We start from the raw sequence: 15345 nt of genomic DNA on the forward strand, positions 1-15345 counted from the left end.
GGCCTTCGTCATCACACCCGGCCTAGGCCGGGTCCGCGCCCGGGGCGACGGAGGCCTCCGGGGGGACCGGAACCTGGGGGCCGTCCGCCTCGGTGAGCCAGCGGCGCAGGACCTGGTGGACCGCCTCCGCGCCCACCAGCTCGCCGTCCGGCCGGTACACCGGCTCGGACAGCTCCACCGGCCACATCAGGAACGGGTGGCCCTGCTCCCCGCCCAGGCCGCCGTGCGAGCCGATCTGCTCCTCGAAGGCGTGCACCGAGCCCGTCTCCGGGTCGTAGGCCGAGTTCACCATCACGTCGGCCACGTGCGGGAAGGTGTCGGTCCGCCGGACCGCCGCCGCCGCGCCCGGGCCGAAGGGGGCCAGCAGTTCCTCCGCCGCGCCCGGCTCGTCCAGCCTGGCTTCGGCCCCGCCGGCCGCCAGGACGGTCCCGTCGACGAGCAGGAACCCGACGCCGGGATGGTTCGCCAGGGTGGAGAGCAGCGCCGGGTGGGCGCGCTCGATGCGTTCCCTGGACGCCCGCCCGGGCAGGTCCGGGAAGGAGATCAGCCCGAGGTTGCCGGAGGCCAGTACCACCGGGTCCGGGCCCGCCCCGGGACGCACCTCCTCGTCCGTCTCCTCCACGGGCCGGTGCAGGGCGGCCCGTACGGCGGCCCGTGCCTCGGCCCCGCTGTGCGTACGGCCGGCCTTCCGGGACACCGGGAGCCCGCAGCCCGCGCGGACCAGGTCCTTCAGGGTGAGCCCGTACCGGGCCAGGAAGGTCTCCCCCGGGCTCTGGCCGTGGTCCGAGAGCAGCACGATCCGGTACTCCCGGGGTGCGTGCTCGGCGACCCGGGCGATGAGCGCGAGGCTGCGGTCGAGCCGGGCGAGCACCTGCTCGGTGTCCCGGGAGCGCGGGCCCGAGTGGTGGGCGACCTCGTCGTAGGCGACCAGGTCGGCGTAGACCGCGGCGCGCCCGGCCAGCATGTCGCCGATCACCGCGGCGACCACCACGTCGCGCTCCACCACCGTCGCGAAGGCGCGGATCAGCGGGTACAGCCCGCCGCGCGCGACCCGTGGCCGCTCCCCGCGCAGGCGGCCGCGTACCGACTGGGTGATCTCGCGGGCCACCTCGGCGACGAAGGAGAGCGCCGTGCGGACCGCGTTGGCCGGGTCGGAGAAGTACGCGAAGTACCCCGCGCGGGACCGGTTCTGCGGGCCCCGCCGGGCGGAGACGGACAGGACGAGCGCCAGTTGGCCGGCGCCGCCGCTGAAGAGGTTGCCGCGGCTGGCCCCGTCGAGGGTGAGCAGGCCCCCGTCCCCGGTGCGTTCGACGGCCCGCCGCTGGAGCTCGGCGGCGCTGGTGGGCCGGTTGCAGACGACGACCTCGCCGGTGTCCTTCTCGTACCAGCGGAAGGCCGGGACGTCGAAGTTGGAGCCGTGCAGGATGCCGAGCTGGCTGGCGCCGGTCTGGCTGGACCAGTCGGTGCGCCAGGAGGTGATGCGGTGGCTGCGGTCGAGCCAGTCGGCCACCGTCGGCATCAGCCCGCTGCCGGCCGCGCGGCGCAGCACCTCGTACCCGACCCCGTCGAGCTGCAGGAACACCAGGGCGGGGGCCCGTTCGTCGGCCCCGGGCACGCCCTCGCGGTGCTGGCGGCGCCGGCGGCGGTCGGCGAGCCGGTAGAGCCGGCGCCGGTAGGCCTCGTCGTCCCGGACGGCGAGGGCGGTGGAGGTCGCGGACGCGACCGCGGACATCACGGCGGCGACCACCACGGCCGTCTCGGGATCCGCCGCGCCGCGGCCGGCCGGGATCAGGCTGAGCGCCAGGAGCAGCAGCGAGCCGTTGAGGAAGAAGACGAGCAGCCCGAGCACCAGGGCCGGCACGAGCAGCAGGGCGCGTACGAGAACCGGCCACACCAGGGCGCTCAGCAGACCGAACGCGCCGGCTCCGATGGCGGCCGTCAGACCTATCTGCGTGATGCTGTCCTCGTCGCCGCCCGCACCCGCCTGGAGCCGGAAGTCGGGGAGGATTCCGGCCAGGGCGAGCATGGTGAGGGTGGACACCGCCCAGACGATGACCACCCGCATCAGGGCGCCGCCCGTACTCCGCCACCGGCCTCGCAACACGCCGAACCCGCCTCACCACCGTGGCCCGCACCGCGCCGACGGGCCCCCGTCCCCACGGTGTCCAGGCTCGCACAACGGCGCCCGACCGGCCGGGTGACACGGGCGGCGGATGTGCGTACGGGGGCGGCCGCTCGCTCGGCGCCCGAGGCCGCGCGGTTCCGCCCGCGCCTACGTGCCGTCGTATCCGGCGGTCGGCATCGAGAGCCGGCGGTGCACCTCGGCCTTCATCGCGGAGGTGTAGCGCGGTTCGTCCAGACCGGCGGTTTCCAGCCGTACGCCGCGCCGTGCGCACTCGGCGGTGAACTCCCCCACGGAACGCAGCGCACGGGTCAGCACCCGGTGGTTGGCGGTCACGAACAGGTCGACGCGGCCGGCGTCGATGTCGTTCCACAGGCCGCAGTGGTCGGCGCGCAGCCCGTAGACGAACAGTTGGCGGGTCACGACGTAGCCCCGGTCGGCCGCCCAGCGGGCGCACATGGCGTGCTGGCTCCGGGTGTCGACGGCGAAGGGATCCGTGTCCAGATCCTCCAGCGGGGCCAGGCTGGCGATCGCGGCCACGCGCAGCTCATCCATGCCGCCCGACCCTACTCCGATCCGCCGCCGGGGAGGAGGGGGCGGGGAGGCCCGGTTCCACGGTTCCGGTGCCCCGGTTCCGGGCGGTTCGGGCGGGCAGCCTTTAGGCTCGGACGGGACCCGGTGGCAAACGGGACGAGGGGAGGGGATCAGGGGCCTGTGGAGATCACCTGGTGGGGCCACGCCACGTGCACGGTCGAGGACTCAGGTGTCCGGCTGCTCACGGACCCGCTCTTCGCACGCCGTCTGGCGCACCTGCGGCGCCGCCGCGGGGCGGTGCCCCCGCCGGAGGCGGCGGTAGCCGACGCGGTACTCGTCTCGCACCTGCACGCCGACCACCTGCACCTGCCCTCGCTGGCGCGCCTCGCGCGCGGGACCCGGCTGCTGGTGCCGCGCGGGGCGCCCGGCGCGGTGCCGGGGCTGGCGCGGATGGCCGGGGTGCGGGGGCTGGCGCTCACGGAACTGGAGCCGGGCGACACGGTGGCGGTGGGGGACGGCGTACGGGGCGGCGGCGTACGGGTCCGGGCGGTCAGCGCGCGGCACGACGGGCGGCGGCTGCCGTTCGGCCCGCGGCTCGCTCCCGCGCTCGGGTACGTGATCGAAGGCTCCGCGCGGACCTACTTCGCCGGGGACACCGGCCTGTTCGACTCGATGGCCGACGAGGTCGGACCGGTGGACGTGGCCCTGCTGCCGGTCGGCGGCTGGGGGCCCAACCTGGGCCCCGGCCACCTGGACGCGGCGGGTGCGGCGCGGGCGCTGGCCCTGCTGGCGCCCGCGGCTGCGGTCCCGGTGCACTGGGGTACGTACTGGCCGATCGGGATGGACGCGGTGCGGCCCCACGAGTTCCACGCGCCGGGCGAGGAGTTCGCGCGGTGTGCGCGCAGGGAGGCACCGAAGGTGACGGTCCGGCTGCCCGCGCACGGCGAACGGGTGCGGCTGCCGTGAGGGGTCTGTGGCAGCTCGCGGAGTCGGCCGCGCAGGTCCCGCCGGAATCCACCCAGCAGGCGATCGGCTATCCGACCCTCTTCGTCCTGGTGGCGCTGGGCGCGCTGGTCCCGGTGATTCCGACGGGCGCGCTGGTCAGCACGGCGGCGGTGGTGGCGTTCCACCAGGACTCCCTGCCCTTCGGGCTGTTGCTGGTGTTCGGAGTGTCCTCGCTGGCCGCGTTCACGGGGGACATGGCGCTGTACTGGCTGGGCCGGCGCGGGGTGCGGTCGAAGAACGGATCGCGCTGGCTGGAAGCGCTGCGCCGGCGGGCCACCCCCGAACGCCTCGCCCAGGCGCAGCGCAAGCTCGACGAGAACGGCGTCCTGGTCCTGGTGGTCTCGCGCCTCCTGCCGGGCGGCCGCATCCCGGTGATGCTGGCCTGTCTCCTCGCGGAGCTCCCCCTGCGCCGGTTCGCCCGCGGGGACGGCCCCGCCTGCCTGGCCTGGGCGGCGACCTACGGCCTGATCGGCATCGTGGGCGGCTCCCTCTTCGCGGAACCCTGGAAGGGCGTGGCCCTGGCGGTGGCCCTCACGATCCTCATCAGCACGGCCCCGGCCTTGTGGCGCCGTATCCGTCCGCACGGCTGACCTCGCCGGTCCAGGAACCCGCCCTACGCGCGGCACCGCTCCCGGGGGCCAGCCCCCGGACCCCCGCTCCTCAAACGCCGGAGGGGCTGGATTTTCGCCGGCGTCAGCCGAAATCCAGCCCCTCCGGCGTTTGAGGAGCGGGGGTCCGGGGCGGAAGCCCCAGGGGGTCCGGGGCACAGCCCCGGGGAACGGGCGAAGGGCGGGTAGGGGAAATCCGCCCCGCGCAGCGGGGGCTGCGCCCCGCAACCGCACGCCCGCAGCCGGCCGCGGCTAGAACGCCCGAGACGCCCCGACCGGGAGGTCCCAGAGATGCTCCCGGGGCAGCCCGGTACGGGCCCACGCGGCCCGCACCCGCTCCAGCGGCTCCATCACCGGCTCCGACGAGAGCACGAAGGTCCCCCAGTGCATGGGAGCCATCCGCCGCGCCCCCACGTCCAGACAGGCCTGCACGGCCTCCTCCGGGTCCGCGTGGACGTCCCGCAGCCACCACCGCGGGGCGTACGCCCCGATCGGGAGCAGCGCGAGGTCGATGCCGGGGTGCCGCCGCCCGATCTCGCCGAACCAGTGCCCGTAGCCCGTGTCACCGGCGAAGTAGACCTTCTTCACCGACCCGGTTGCCCCTGCCCGCCCGTCGGAGGAACTGAGCATCCAGCCGCCCCACAACGTCCGGCACGCGTCCATCAGCGACCGCTTCGACCAGTGGTGCGCCGGCACGAACTCGAACCGTACGCCGCCCAGTTCGGCCGACTCCCACCAGTCGAGTTCGGTGACCCTGGTGAACCCGCGCCGCCGGCACCAGCGCGCGAGACCTGCCGGGACGAAGAGCGGCGTCGTGCGCGGGAGGCGCTTGAGGGTGGGGGCGTCGAGGTGGTCGTAGTGGTTGTGGCTGATCACCACGGCGTCGACCGGCGGCAGTTCCTCCCAGCGCACCCCGACGGGGGTCATCCGGGCCGGGGTGCCGAGGATCCGCCGGGACCAGACGGGGTCGGTCAGCACGGTCAGTCCGCCGATCCGCAGGACCCAGCTGGCGTGCCCGGCCCAGGTGGCGGACACCGCCCCGGCGGCCACGGCGGGCAGCGGGGCGGGCGCGTACGGCAGGTCCGGGATGCCGCGCAGCCCCTCGGGGCCGGGCCGGAAGGCGCCCTCGCGGGCGAGCCGGGCGAACGCGCGCATCCCCGGCAGCGGGGTGGTCAGCCGGTCCGCGAACGAGCGCGGCCACAGCCGGTGTTCGCCCGGCTGACGCGGCCGCGCGTGCCGGACGCCGGCACCCGGACCGGGACCGGCACCGGGACCGGCACCGGCACCGGGGTTGGCACCCGCGCCGCCCCCGGCGCCGCCCCGGGTCGCCGCCGGGGGGACGTCCGGGCTCGCCCCGGCCAGGGAAGCCGAGGGGGCGTCCGTCTGATCCCTCATCGAGAAGTCTCCGTTCACCGGCGGCAGTCGGGGGTTCCAGGGCGGGGGTTCCAGGGCGGCGGGGGCCAGGGCGGGGTCAGTCGGACAGCCCGGCCAGGACCGACCGGAGCCGGGCCAGGGAGTCCCGTACGTGGGGCAGGGCGAGCGGGTCGGTCGCGGTGAGCGCCGCGAGCCGCTCCTCCGGGGTGGCGCCGAGCAGCGGTCCGGTCGACAGCCGGACCCGCGGGGCGACGGGCTCGTCCGCGAACCGCTGCCCGCCGGGCGTGGCCGCGCCGAGCCGTCCGCCCAGCCAGTCCTCCAGTTCCATCGCGTCGCCGACCCCCTGGCGGGCGAGCCCCGAGCGCAGCGGCGTCAGATCGGCGTAGAGGTGGCGGCCGGCCTGCGGGGGCCGGGCCAGCGCGCCGGCGGCGAGCAGTTCCCGGTGCGCCGCCCGGGCCACCGCGCCGTGCAGGGCGGCGGCTGCGGCGGCCCGGCCCGCGACGGCGGGGGGCTCGTCGAGGGCGTGCGCGGCCGCCCCGGCGACGGGGCCCGCGACGAACCCGCCGGTGGCGGTGAGCACGTCCAGGGTCCGGGCCCGGAGCCAGGTGCCGCGCGGTGTGCCGGGGAACCGGATGACGGCGGCGGGCCAGCCCGCGGGCAGCAGGGCGCCGGAGAGGTCCAGGAGCACCGCGGTGTCGTCCGGCAGCATCTCGGCGGGGCTGAGCACGACGAGCCTGTCGTGGGAGCCCGGTTGCCCGCCGGGGCCGTCCGCGCCCGGCCCGCCGAGGCGTCCGTGGGCCGGCCGGTGGACGGTGTCGCGCCAGGTCTCGTCGCTGACGACGAACAGCCCGGCGGCCTCGGCGGCCTCGCACGCCTCGCGGAGCAGCTCGGGCGGCGGGACGGTCGCGGTCGGGTCGTCGGCGACGGACAGCAGCAGCACCCGCGGGTCGCCGCCCTCGGCGCGCACCCGGCGCACCGTCTCCAGCAGGGCGTACGGATCGGGTACGCCGCCGCACTCGGCCGGGGTCGGCACGTGGTAGGCCCGCCGTCCCAGCAGCCGGACCTGCGGCGTCCACCAGGCGGGACAGGGCCGGGGCAGCATGACGTCGCCCCCGTACGCGCCGAGCAGCGCCAGCAGCAGGGCGGGCGCGCCGGGTCCGGCGGCCACGTGGTCGGGGTCGGTGGGGAGCCCGCGCCGCCCCCAGTGCCGGGCGGCGGCGGCCCGTACGGGCACTCCCCCGCCGGGCGGCTCGGGGGCCGAACGCCAGGCGGCCGCCGCGAGGACGGCCGTGAGCTCGGGCAGCACCGGCAGGCCGGGCTGGGGTGCGGGCGGACCGTAGCGGACCTGGCCCCGGCCCTCGGCCGTCGTGCGCTGGATCCCCGACACCGCGCGCCACCTCTCCCTGCCGTCCCCGCGCTCCCGACCATGCCTTTATACGGTTATTCAGCCGGTATCGCCCGTTGTGGCCATCAGGAGCAGCGCTCCGCGTCAGCCGCTCCGACCCACCATGGCGAGCAGCCGGGTCTGGGCGTTCGCCCCGGCCGGCACCTCCGGCGGAGCGTCGTACATGCCGCTCGCGGCCAGCCCGTCGGCGTAGGGCATGACCTCCTTGATGGAGAACTCGACGAGGCCGTCCGGCAGCCGGTCGTCGGCGCCGATGCCCCGCGCGAGGTCCCAGGTGTGGACCACGCAGTCGGCGGTCAGCTCCGAGCAGTACGCCGACCCGAGCGCGGGCCCGTACGAGAGCCGGACGGTGCGCTCCAGGGCCCCGGGGATCTCGAAGGCGGCGTGCGCGGCGGCCGAGGCCTCGTCCCAGGCGGCGGCCGGGTCGGTGCCGAGGACATCGCCGTTGAAGGTGCTGCCGATGTCCTCGACGGTGCGGCCGTCGGTGACCAGGGGCGGTATCCACAGCTGTTCGGCGGTGACGTGGTTGACCAGGTCGCGCACGCTCCATTCGCTGCAGGGCGTCGGCGCGTCCCACTGCGCGTCCGAGACCGCGTGGACGTACTGGCCGAAGAGCCGCAGCGCCTCGGCGTGCCGCTCGAGCAGCGGGTCCGGCATGGATCTCACCGTCCTTCGTTCCCCCGGATTCACTGTCCTCGCCCCCACCACACTCTGCCACCCGCTCACCCAATCCCCTTGATACACAGGGATGCTGTCCACATGTCAAAACGCATATCTCAGATGTCGAACTGATCCCTTACCGTGAATCCAACGCCTCGACAGCACTTCGACGACGAAGGAGCCATGTCCCATGAACGCCATGGATGCCACGGATGCCACGGATGCCACTCACACGGCGACGGCCACGGAGCCCCCGCACGAGACCGCGGTCTACACCCACGGACACCACGAGTCGGTGCTGCGCTCGCACCGCTGGCGCACCGCCGAGAACTCGGCCGGCTACCTGATCGGCGCGCTGCGCCCGGGGATGGCCGTCCTGGACGTGGGCTGCGGCCCGGGCACGATCACGGCGGACCTGGCGGAGCTGGTGGGGCCCGAGGGCCGGGTCACGGCGGTGGACGCGGCGCGGGACGTGGTCGACCAGGCCGCCGCGTACGCGAAGGAGCGGGGCCTGACCGGCATCGAGTTCGCCACCGCCGACGTCCACGCGCTGGACTTCCCCGACGACTCCTTCGACGTGGTCCACGCCCACCAGGTGCTGCAGCACGTGGGCGATCCCGTCCAGGCGCTGCGCGAGATGCGCCGGGTGTGCCGGCCGGGCGGGATCGTCGCGGCGCGGGACGCGGACTACGCGGCGATGACCTGGTACCCCGCGACTCCCGGGCTGGAGGAGTGGCTGGACCTGTACCGGCGGGTGGCGCGCGCCAACGGTGGCGAACCGGACGCCGGACGCCGCCTGCGCGCGTGGGCGCGGGCGGCGGGCTTCACGGACGTGACCTGCACGGCGACCTCGTGGTGCTACGCGACCGGGGAGGAGGCGGCCTGGTGGTCCTCGCTGTGGGCGGACCGCACGACGGCCTCGGCCTACGCCGGGATCGCGACCGGCGGCGGACACGCGACGCAGCAGGAGCTGTCGGCCGTCGCCGAGGCCTGGCACACCTGGGGCGCGGACCCGGACGCCTGGTTCTCGGTCCTGAACGGCGAGATCATCTGCCGCGCCTGACCCCGGCGGCGCGACCACGGCGGTCACGACCCCGGCGGGCCCGATCCCGGCGGGCCTGTCGTTCAGGCCGCCAGGCGTACGGGGAGCAGCTCGGGCCGCTTGGCCGTGCGGCCGTCTCCGGAGGAACGCCCGCGCAGCCGCCGCCCGATCCAGGGCCCGGCGAAGCCCACGGCCCACCGCAGCTCCCCGGCGACGCCCCGCAGGCCCGCCGGGGCGGCGGGCGGCGGGCCGGGCAGCGGGCGGGTCCAGCCCTCGTCGCTGCCGGGCAGCCCCAGGGCGTGCGCGACACCGGCGGCGATCATCGCGTGGCCGGACGGCGCGGCGTGCAGCCGGTCCGCGCTCCACATCCGCGGGTCGGTGGAGGCCTCGTGGCGGGCGAAGTCCGCGACGGCCACCCCGTGCCGCTCCGCCGCCCGCCGTATCCGCTCGTTCAGCGCGGTGACGCGCGGGGCCGCCCCCTTGGCGAGCGGGACGAGCTTGGCGATGTCGGGGAAGGTGACGGTGGCGACGCGGGCGCCCTGCGCGGTGAGCGCGGCGAACATCGCCTCCAGGTGCCCGGCGACCTCGTCGGCGTCGAACCGGGGCCGCAGCACGTCGTTGACCCCGGCGACCACGGTGGCCAGGTCGGGGCGGAGCGCGAGGGCCGGCCCGAGCTGCCCCTCGCGAACCCCTGCCGCCAGGCGGCCCCGGACGGCCAGGTTGGCGTAGAGGACGTCGGGCTCGTGCACCGCGATCATCTCGGCCAGCCGGTCGGCGCACCCGCGCAGCCCCGTACGGTCGTCCCCGTCGCCCACCCCCTCGCTCTGGCTGTCGCCGAGAGCCACGTACCGGGTCGGCCGTCGCTGTTCACTGCTCTCCACGGGATGCCCGCCTCTCGCTCAGAATGATCGTGGTGCGCTCGTACCAGGCCCGGTTGGCCCGCTCGAACTCCAAGCCGCGCAGACAGGTGAGGTAGGGGCCGATCCGTGCGCCGTGGCGCAGGAACTCCTCCTCCGTGCGCTCGCCGCGCATCGAGCTCAGCAGCTTCTCGAACAGCTCCGCCTTGGCCGTCGCGAAGGCGGTCCGCTCCGCGAGCTGCGCGATGAGCCCCTCCGTGTCGACGTGCTCGGCCGCCTGGACCTTCACGAGCAGGTCGTCGCGGATGACGCACGGCTTGGTCTCGGCAGCGGTGAAGCGCTCCAGCTCGGCCAGTCCGGCGTCGGTGACCCGGAACAGCCGCTTGTTCGGCCGGGTGTCCTGGACCACCTCGCGGCCCGCGATGAAGCCTTCCCGCTCCAGCCTGGCCAGCTCGGTGTAGAGCTGCTGGGGCAGGGCGTGCCAGAAGTTGGCCACGCCCGTGCCGAACGCCTTGGCCAGCTGGTAGCCGCTCAGCTCCTCGTCGAGCAGCGCCGCCAGTACGGCGTGGCGCAAAGCCATCGGTCGGTCTCCTCGGGATCGTGCGCGGCAGCGTCTTCTCAGGGACGCCCGGATCATGATAGTCAAGAAAGTGAGTAATCACATCGGTGACTATCAAGGAGTCCTCATGAGCACCGTCACCAGCACGGCCGACCGCTTCCGCGCCGCCGTCGCCGGCCATGACCTCGCCGCGCTGGACGCGCTGTTCACCGACGACGTCCGGCTCAACAGCCCGGTGAAGTCGAAGCCGTTCGAGGGCAAGCCGGCGGTACTGGCCCTCTTCCGCGTCCTGCTGCGCACGTTCGAGGGCTTCCACTACGTCGGCCACTTCGACGGCAGCGTCCAGTCCGCGGGCGTCCCGTTCGGGGCGGAGGGGGCCGAGGGGCCGGCGACCGTGCTGCCGTTCCGGACCACCGTGAGCGACCGGCAGGTGCACGGCATCGACATGCTGCACCTCACGCCCGAGGGCCTGATCGACGAGATCACCGTGATGATCCGCCCGCAGACGGCGGTCGTGGCGGTCGGCGAGGCGGTTCTCGCCGGCCTGATCGCCGAAGGCGCGGTTTCCGGCTGACCTGCTGGCCCGCCGACCCTCCGACCCGCTGACCGGCCGGCCCGCTGACCGCCTGACCGGACCTCGGACGGCGGCCCAGTAGACTCGGTGCCCGTGGCGGATACCCAGTACGAAGACCTGTTGAAGCTGGTGCTCACCTCCGGGACGGCCAAGGCCGACCGGACGGGCACCGGCACCCGGAGTGTCTTCGGGCACCAACTGCGTTACGACCTCTCGCAGGGGTTCCCCCTGGTCACCACCAAAAAGGTGCACCTCAAGTCGATCGTGTACGAGCTGCTGTGGTTCCTGCGCGGCGAGTCCAACGTCGGCTGGCTGCGGGAGCACGGCGTGACGATCTGGGACGAGTGGGCCGACGAGAACGGCGACCTCGGGCCGGTCTACGGCGCCCAGTGGCGCTCCTGGCCCGCCCCGGACGGCCGGCACATCGACCAGATCACCGAGGTCCTGGACACGCTGCGCCGCGACCCGGACTCCCGCCGGATGATCGTCTCCGCCTGGAACGTCTCCGAGCTGTCCAAGATGGCGCTCGCGCCGTGCCACGCCTTCTTCCAGTTCTACGTGGCCGACGGCAAGCTCTCCTGCCAGCTGTACCAGCGCAGCGCGGACCTGTTCCTCGGCGTGCCGTTCAACATCGCCAGCTACGCCCTGCTCACCCACATGGTGGCGCAGCAGGCAGGCCTGGAGCCGGGTGACTTCATCTGGACCGGCGGCGACTGCCACATCTACGACAACCACGTCGAGCAGGTCACCGAGCAGATCGCGCGGACCCCGTTCGAGTTCCCCGAGCTGAAGCTGCACCGGGCCGACTCCCTCTTCGACTACGCCTACGGCGACGTGAAGATGGCCGGCTACCAGCACCACCCGGCCATCAAGGCCCCGGTCGCGGTATGAACCTCGACACCAACACCAACACCGACCCCGACACCGGCATGAACGTCGGGCTGATCTGGGCGCAGAGCTCCGACGGCGTGATCGGCGCGGACAACGGGATTCCCTGGCGGCTGCCCGAGGACATGGCCCACTTCAAGGCCACCACCCTCGGGCATCCGGTGGTCATGGGCCGCAAGACCTGGGATTCGCTGCCGGCGCGGTTCCGTCCGCTGTCGGGGCGGCGCAACATCGTGGTGACGCGCGATCCCGCATGGGCCGCGGAGGGTGCGGAGCGTGCCGGGTCCATCGACGAGGCCCTGGAGATCGCGGCCGGGCAGACCGGACAGTCCGGGCAGCCGCAGGCGGCCGTCCCCGCCGCCGCGTGCTGGGTGATCGGCGGCGGAGAGGTCTACCGTGCCGCGCTGGCCCGCGCCGTCATGCTCTCGGTGACCGAGGTCGACACGCAGGTGGTCGGCGACACCCACGCCCCGGAGCTGGACCCGGCGTGGACCGTCGCCGAGGACGGCGGCTGGCAGTCCTCGGTGACCGGCCTGCGCTACCGCATCCGCACCTACGACCGCTAAGGACCGGCCGGCCGGCAGGCGAGATCCGAACGAGCCGGCCTAGTCGGTGGCGACCGCGCGCAGGATGTCCAGACGCGCCGCCCGCCGCGCCGGGCGCCAGCCCGCGAGGACACCCGCCGCCACGCCGACCAGGGCGACCAGGGTGAGCTGCAGCGGCGGGACGGAGAAGGCGAACGCACTGTCGCTCGCCCCTTCCGAGGCCTTCACCAGGACCCATCCGAGGACGCCGCCCAGCGCCAGACCGCCTGCCGTGCCGAACGCGGCGACCAGGACCGACTCCCAGCGGACCATCGCCCGCAGCTGGCCCCGGGTCTGGCCGACGGCCCGGAGCAGTCCCAGTTCGCGGGTGCGCTCGTGGACCGCGCGGGTCAGCGTGTTGGCGATGCCCAGCAGGGCGATCAGCACGGCGAGGGCGAGCAGCGCGTAGACGAGGGTGAGCATCATGTCGATGCCGCCCGCCGACGACTGCGCGTACGCTTCGCGCGTCTGTACCTCGGGGCCGCCGTACAGCGCGGCCGTCCGCTCGACCGCCGCCGCGCCGGCCTCGGCCGACACTCCGTCCTCGAAGGTGACGCTCACCAGCGAGTCCGTGTCCTGCGCCCGGTGCGGCGCCCAAGCCGCCCTCGTGATGACGTAGTCGCCGGCCAGCTCGGAGCACTCGTACACCGCGCGGATCGTGAAGGGCTGCTTCTGCCCGTCGGTGAAGGCGAGTTCGGCCGTGCTGCCGAGCCGCCAGCCGTGCCGCGCGGCCTCCTTCGCGGACACCGCGATGCCGTCCGTTCCCAGTGCGTCGAACCTTCCCGACACCGCGCCCAGGTCGAGGCCGGATGCGAGCGCGACGGGGTCGGTGACGGTCACCGCCCGCCCGGAGCCGTCGACCTCCGCGACCCCCTTGCCCAGGCCCACCGCGCCCGCCACCTCGGGCAGCGCCGCGACGGCCGGTGCCAGCTTCGGGCGCAGTCCGCTGCCGCCCGCGCCGAAGGACGGGGCGCTGATGGCCACGTCATCGGCGAAGGAACGCGACACGGTCCGGTCCATGGTGGCCTTCAGGGACGCGCCGAAGACGGTGAACAGGGAGGCGACGGCGACGCCGATCATCAGCGCGGTCGCCGTGGACGCCGTCCGCCGGGGACTGCGCCGCGCGTTGCGCGTCGCGAGGGCGCCGGTCACCCCGCGCAGCCGCTCCAGCGGCCGGCCGAGCATCCGGACGGCGGACAAGAAGGCCACCGGACCCAGGACGACGAACGCGGCCGTCGCCAGCGCCGCGCCCGCCCCGGACAGCCACAGCGACGGTACGGCGAGCACCCCGGTCAGGAGCAGGCCGACGGCGGCCGCGCCCAGCGCCGCGCCGGTGACCGTACGGGACCGGGAGGCCTCCGAGCGGTCCACCGCGCTGTCGAGCAGCGCGGCCAGCGGCGCCGTGCGTCCGGCCCGTACGGCCGGCAGCACGGCCGAGCCGAGGCAGACCAGGACCCCTACGAGGAGGGGAAGGGCCATCGACAGGCCGCTGATCACCAAGTTCCCTTCGGGGAAGGGGAATCCGATGGCCGGGAAGAGGGCCTGGAGCCCTGCGGCGAAGCCGATGCCGGCGAGCAGCCCGGGCGCCGAGGCGACGAACGCGACGACGGCGGCCCCGGCCGGCGTGCCGCCGACGACCTGGCGCCGGGAGGCACCGAGCGCCCGCAGCAGGGCGTTCTCGCGGGTGCGCTGGGCGACGACGATCGCGAAGGTGTTGTGGATGCTGAAGGTGGCCACGAGCAGCGCGATGCCCGAGAAGACGAGCAGCATGAGGGTGAAGAGGTCCAGGAACCGACCGGAGATCATGTCGGTGTTCTCCTGGGCCGATTCCTCTCCGGTGATCACCTCGACGCCCTGCGGCAGCATCGCGGTGAGCGTCTCCACCAGCTCGCCCTGGCTGGTTCCCGGACCGGCTCGCACCTGCCCGGCCCTCCGCGAGCCGGTACGGGTTGAGCTCCGGGTCCGCGATCCAGTTCCCGGCGAGCGTGGGCGGCCCCTGGCCACCGATCGGTTCGCCGTCGGAGCCGACGAGCTGTCCCGCGCCCTGGACGGCGGGGCCGCGGCGGCCACGCCCGGGGTGCGCCGGATCTCCTCCACGAGTGCGGTCGGTACGGGCTGCCGGGCGCCCTGGGCCTCGCCCGGGACGGTCACCACGCGGGAACTGCGGACCACGGCGTCGGTACCGCTGGTCGCACCGGCGAACATGCTGTCGAAGCTCGCGCGGAGGGTGTCTCCCATGACGAGCGTCGCGGCGAGGAAGGCGACGCCGAGCAGCACGGCCGTGAAGGTCCCGGCGAACCGCCGCTTGTGGGCGCGCAGCGAGGCCGTGCTCAGCCGCAGCACGGTGCGGGCACCGTTCGTGCTCATGACGCCTCCCCCGGGGCGGCCGCCGCCGACGGGCGGGTGTCGGTCGGCGGGCGGGTGTCGGCGGGCGGGTGTCGAACGACTTCAGCCGGTCCAGGACGCGGTCCGCGGTGGGACCCGCCATCCGGTCGACCAGCCGCCCGTCGGCGAGGAAGACCACCTCGTCGGCGTGGGCGGCGGCCACCGGGTCGTGGGTGACCATGACGACCGTACGGCCCATGTCGCACACCGCCCGGCCCAGCAGCCCGAGCACTTCCTCGCCCGAACGGGAGTCGAGGTTGCCGGTGGGCTCGTCGGCGAAGACGACATCGGGGCTGCCGGCGAGCGCGCGGGCCACAGCGACGCCTCCCCTCCCTTCGCTGGGGATACCCCATGCTGCTGGCCGCCGGAGAGTTCGGCGGGCCGGTGGTGCAGCCGGTCGCGCAGTCCGACGACGTCGATGAGGCTGTCGAGCCAGGCACCGTCCGCGCGGCTGCCCGCGAGGTCCTGCGGGAGGGTGATGTTCTCGGCGACGGTGAGGGTGGGAATCAGGTTGAAGGCCTGGAAGACGAAGCCGACGCGCTCGCGGCGCAGCAGGGTGAGCCCGCGGTCGTCGAGTGCGCCGAGCTGCGTACCGCCGATGGAGGCGGATCCGGAGGTGAGGGTGTCGAGACCGGCGGCGCAGTGCATCAGGGTGGACTTGCCGGAACCGGACGGTGACGGCGCCGAGCACCACGGCCGCCCAGATCAGCGGGAAGAACAGGATCCACGGGCCGGGCCCGTCGTACGC

The 15345-nt window shown here is 74.7% G+C and carries 14 protein-coding genes and 1 pseudogene; 6 read left to right on the forward strand and 9 right to left on the reverse strand.

What is annotated here, in order from left to right; genetic code table 11:
- Positions 1–22: 22 nt before the first annotated feature.
- The gene (locus AC3IX6_RS05460) at positions 23–2065 is read right to left on the reverse strand and encodes a phage holin family protein (RefSeq protein WP_489371340.1); all 2043 of its coding nucleotides are present in this window, start codon (positions 2063–2065) and stop codon (positions 23–25) included.
- Positions 2066–2272: 207 nt separating this feature from the next.
- The gene (locus AC3IX6_RS05465) at positions 2273–2677 is read right to left on the reverse strand and encodes a hypothetical protein (RefSeq protein WP_356517910.1); all 405 of its coding nucleotides are present in this window, start codon (positions 2675–2677) and stop codon (positions 2273–2275) included.
- 159 nt (positions 2678–2836) lie between these two features.
- On the opposite strand from AC3IX6_RS05465, the gene AC3IX6_RS05470 reads away from it, so the two are divergent.
- Positions 2837–3622 (forward strand): MBL fold metallo-hydrolase, encoded by a 786-nt coding sequence (locus AC3IX6_RS05470; protein ID WP_489369115.1) that lies wholly within the window; start codon positions 2837–2839, stop codon positions 3620–3622.
- Between the two features lie 5 nt (positions 3623–3627).
- Positions 3628–4251, forward strand: coding sequence for a DedA family protein (locus AC3IX6_RS05475; protein ID WP_489371341.1), 624 nt, complete (start codon positions 3628–3630; stop codon positions 4249–4251).
- 270 nt (positions 4252–4521) lie between these two features.
- On the opposite strand, the gene AC3IX6_RS05480 is transcribed toward AC3IX6_RS05475, so the two are convergent.
- The 3 genes from AC3IX6_RS05480 to AC3IX6_RS05490 all read right to left on the reverse strand — a co-directional run bounded on the left by AC3IX6_RS05480 (position 4522) and on the right by AC3IX6_RS05490 (position 7705).
- The gene (locus AC3IX6_RS05480) at positions 4522–5664 is read right to left on the reverse strand and encodes an MBL fold metallo-hydrolase (protein WP_489369116.1); all 1143 of its coding nucleotides are present in this window, start codon (positions 5662–5664) and stop codon (positions 4522–4524) included.
- A gap of 76 nt (positions 5665–5740) precedes the next feature.
- Positions 5741–7021, reverse strand: a complete 1281-nt coding sequence (locus tag AC3IX6_RS05485; RefSeq protein WP_489371342.1) for an aminotransferase class I/II-fold pyridoxal phosphate-dependent enzyme — start codon at positions 7019–7021, stop codon at positions 5741–5743.
- A 111-nt stretch (positions 7022–7132) separates the two neighbouring features.
- Entirely contained in the window at positions 7133–7705 is a 573-nt protein-coding gene (locus tag AC3IX6_RS05490; RefSeq protein WP_489369117.1) for a TIGR03086 family metal-binding protein, read from the reverse strand.
- A gap of 202 nt (positions 7706–7907) precedes the next feature.
- Between AC3IX6_RS05490 and AC3IX6_RS05495 the strand changes: the two genes are divergently transcribed.
- Positions 7908–8771: a class I SAM-dependent methyltransferase gene (locus AC3IX6_RS05495; RefSeq protein WP_489371343.1), complete on the forward strand. Its 864-nt coding sequence runs from the start codon at positions 7908–7910 to the stop codon at positions 8769–8771.
- Between the two features lie 62 nt (positions 8772–8833).
- Here the strand turns inward: AC3IX6_RS05495 and AC3IX6_RS05500 are convergent, their stop codons facing one another.
- Both AC3IX6_RS05500 and AC3IX6_RS05505 read right to left on the reverse strand, forming a co-directional pair.
- Positions 8834–9631 carry an SGNH/GDSL hydrolase family protein gene (locus AC3IX6_RS05500; protein ID WP_489369118.1) on the reverse strand — a complete coding sequence of 266 codons (798 nt, stop codon included), beginning with the start codon at positions 9629–9631 and terminating at the stop codon, positions 8834–8836.
- A complete protein-coding gene (locus AC3IX6_RS05505; RefSeq protein WP_489369119.1) occupies positions 9618–10187 on the reverse strand; it encodes a PadR family transcriptional regulator in 570 nt (189 codons plus the stop codon). The genes AC3IX6_RS05500 and AC3IX6_RS05505 overlap by 14 nt, the downstream gene beginning before the upstream one ends.
- A gap of 106 nt (positions 10188–10293) precedes the next feature.
- Between AC3IX6_RS05505 and AC3IX6_RS05510 the strand changes: the two genes are divergently transcribed.
- The 3 genes from AC3IX6_RS05510 (at position 10294) to AC3IX6_RS05520 (ending at position 12194) form a co-directional block, all read left to right on the forward strand.
- Positions 10294–10740 carry a nuclear transport factor 2 family protein gene (locus AC3IX6_RS05510; RefSeq protein ID WP_489369120.1) on the forward strand — a complete coding sequence of 149 codons (447 nt, stop codon included), beginning with the start codon at positions 10294–10296 and terminating at the stop codon, positions 10738–10740.
- A 93-nt stretch (positions 10741–10833) separates the two neighbouring features.
- Positions 10834–11631, forward strand: coding sequence for a thymidylate synthase (locus tag AC3IX6_RS05515; RefSeq protein ID WP_489369121.1), 798 nt, complete (start codon positions 10834–10836; stop codon positions 11629–11631).
- Between the two features lie 38 nt (positions 11632–11669).
- Positions 11670–12194, forward strand: coding sequence for a dihydrofolate reductase (locus tag AC3IX6_RS05520; RefSeq protein ID WP_489371344.1), 525 nt, complete (start codon positions 11670–11672; stop codon positions 12192–12194).
- 39 nt (positions 12195–12233) lie between these two features.
- Here the strand turns inward: AC3IX6_RS05520 and AC3IX6_RS05525 are convergent, their stop codons facing one another.
- Together AC3IX6_RS05525 and AC3IX6_RS05530 are read right to left on the reverse strand one after the other, a co-directional pair.
- On the reverse strand, positions 12234–14579 hold the full coding sequence (locus AC3IX6_RS05525) for an FtsX-like permease family protein (RefSeq protein ID WP_489369122.1): 2346 nt from the start codon (positions 14577–14579) through the stop codon (positions 12234–12236).
- A 64-nt stretch (positions 14580–14643) separates the two neighbouring features.
- Positions 14644–15272: pseudogene (locus AC3IX6_RS05530) on the reverse strand (ABC transporter ATP-binding protein); the annotation flags it as partial.
- Positions 15273–15345: the final 73 nt, after the last annotated feature.

The organism is Streptomyces sp. GL_141, from assembly GCF_057834385.1.

What these genes read in the sequence shown, in the direction of transcription:
- AC3IX6_RS05460 (WP_489371340.1), bottom strand. Translation starts at nt 2,065, where the DNA reads ATGCGGGTGGTCATCGTCTGGGCGGTGTCCACCCTCACCATGCTCGCC.
- AC3IX6_RS05465 (WP_356517910.1), bottom strand. Translation starts at nt 2,677, where the DNA reads ATGGATGAGCTGCGCGTGGCCGCGATCGCCAGCCTGGCCCCGCTGGAG.
- AC3IX6_RS05480 (WP_489369116.1), bottom strand. Translation starts at nt 5,664, where the DNA reads ATGAGGGATCAGACGGACGCCCCCTCGGCTTCCCTGGCCGGGGCGAGC.
- AC3IX6_RS05490 (WP_489369117.1), bottom strand. Translation starts at nt 7,705, where the DNA reads ATGCCGGACCCGCTGCTCGAGCGGCACGCCGAGGCGCTGCGGCTCTTC.
- AC3IX6_RS05495 (WP_489371343.1), top strand. Translation starts at nt 7,908, where the DNA reads ATGGATGCCACGGATGCCACGGATGCCACTCACACGGCGACGGCCACG.
- AC3IX6_RS05505 (WP_489369119.1), bottom strand. Translation starts at nt 10,187, where the DNA reads ATGGCTTTGCGCCACGCCGTACTGGCGGCGCTGCTCGACGAGGAGCTG.
- AC3IX6_RS05510 (WP_489369120.1), top strand. Translation starts at nt 10,294, where the DNA reads ATGAGCACCGTCACCAGCACGGCCGACCGCTTCCGCGCCGCCGTCGCC.
- AC3IX6_RS05520 (WP_489371344.1), top strand. Translation starts at nt 11,670, where the DNA reads ATGAACGTCGGGCTGATCTGGGCGCAGAGCTCCGACGGCGTGATCGGC.
- AC3IX6_RS05525 (WP_489369122.1), bottom strand. Translation starts at nt 14,579, where the DNA reads ATGAGCACGAACGGTGCCCGCACCGTGCTGCGGCTGAGCACGGCCTCG.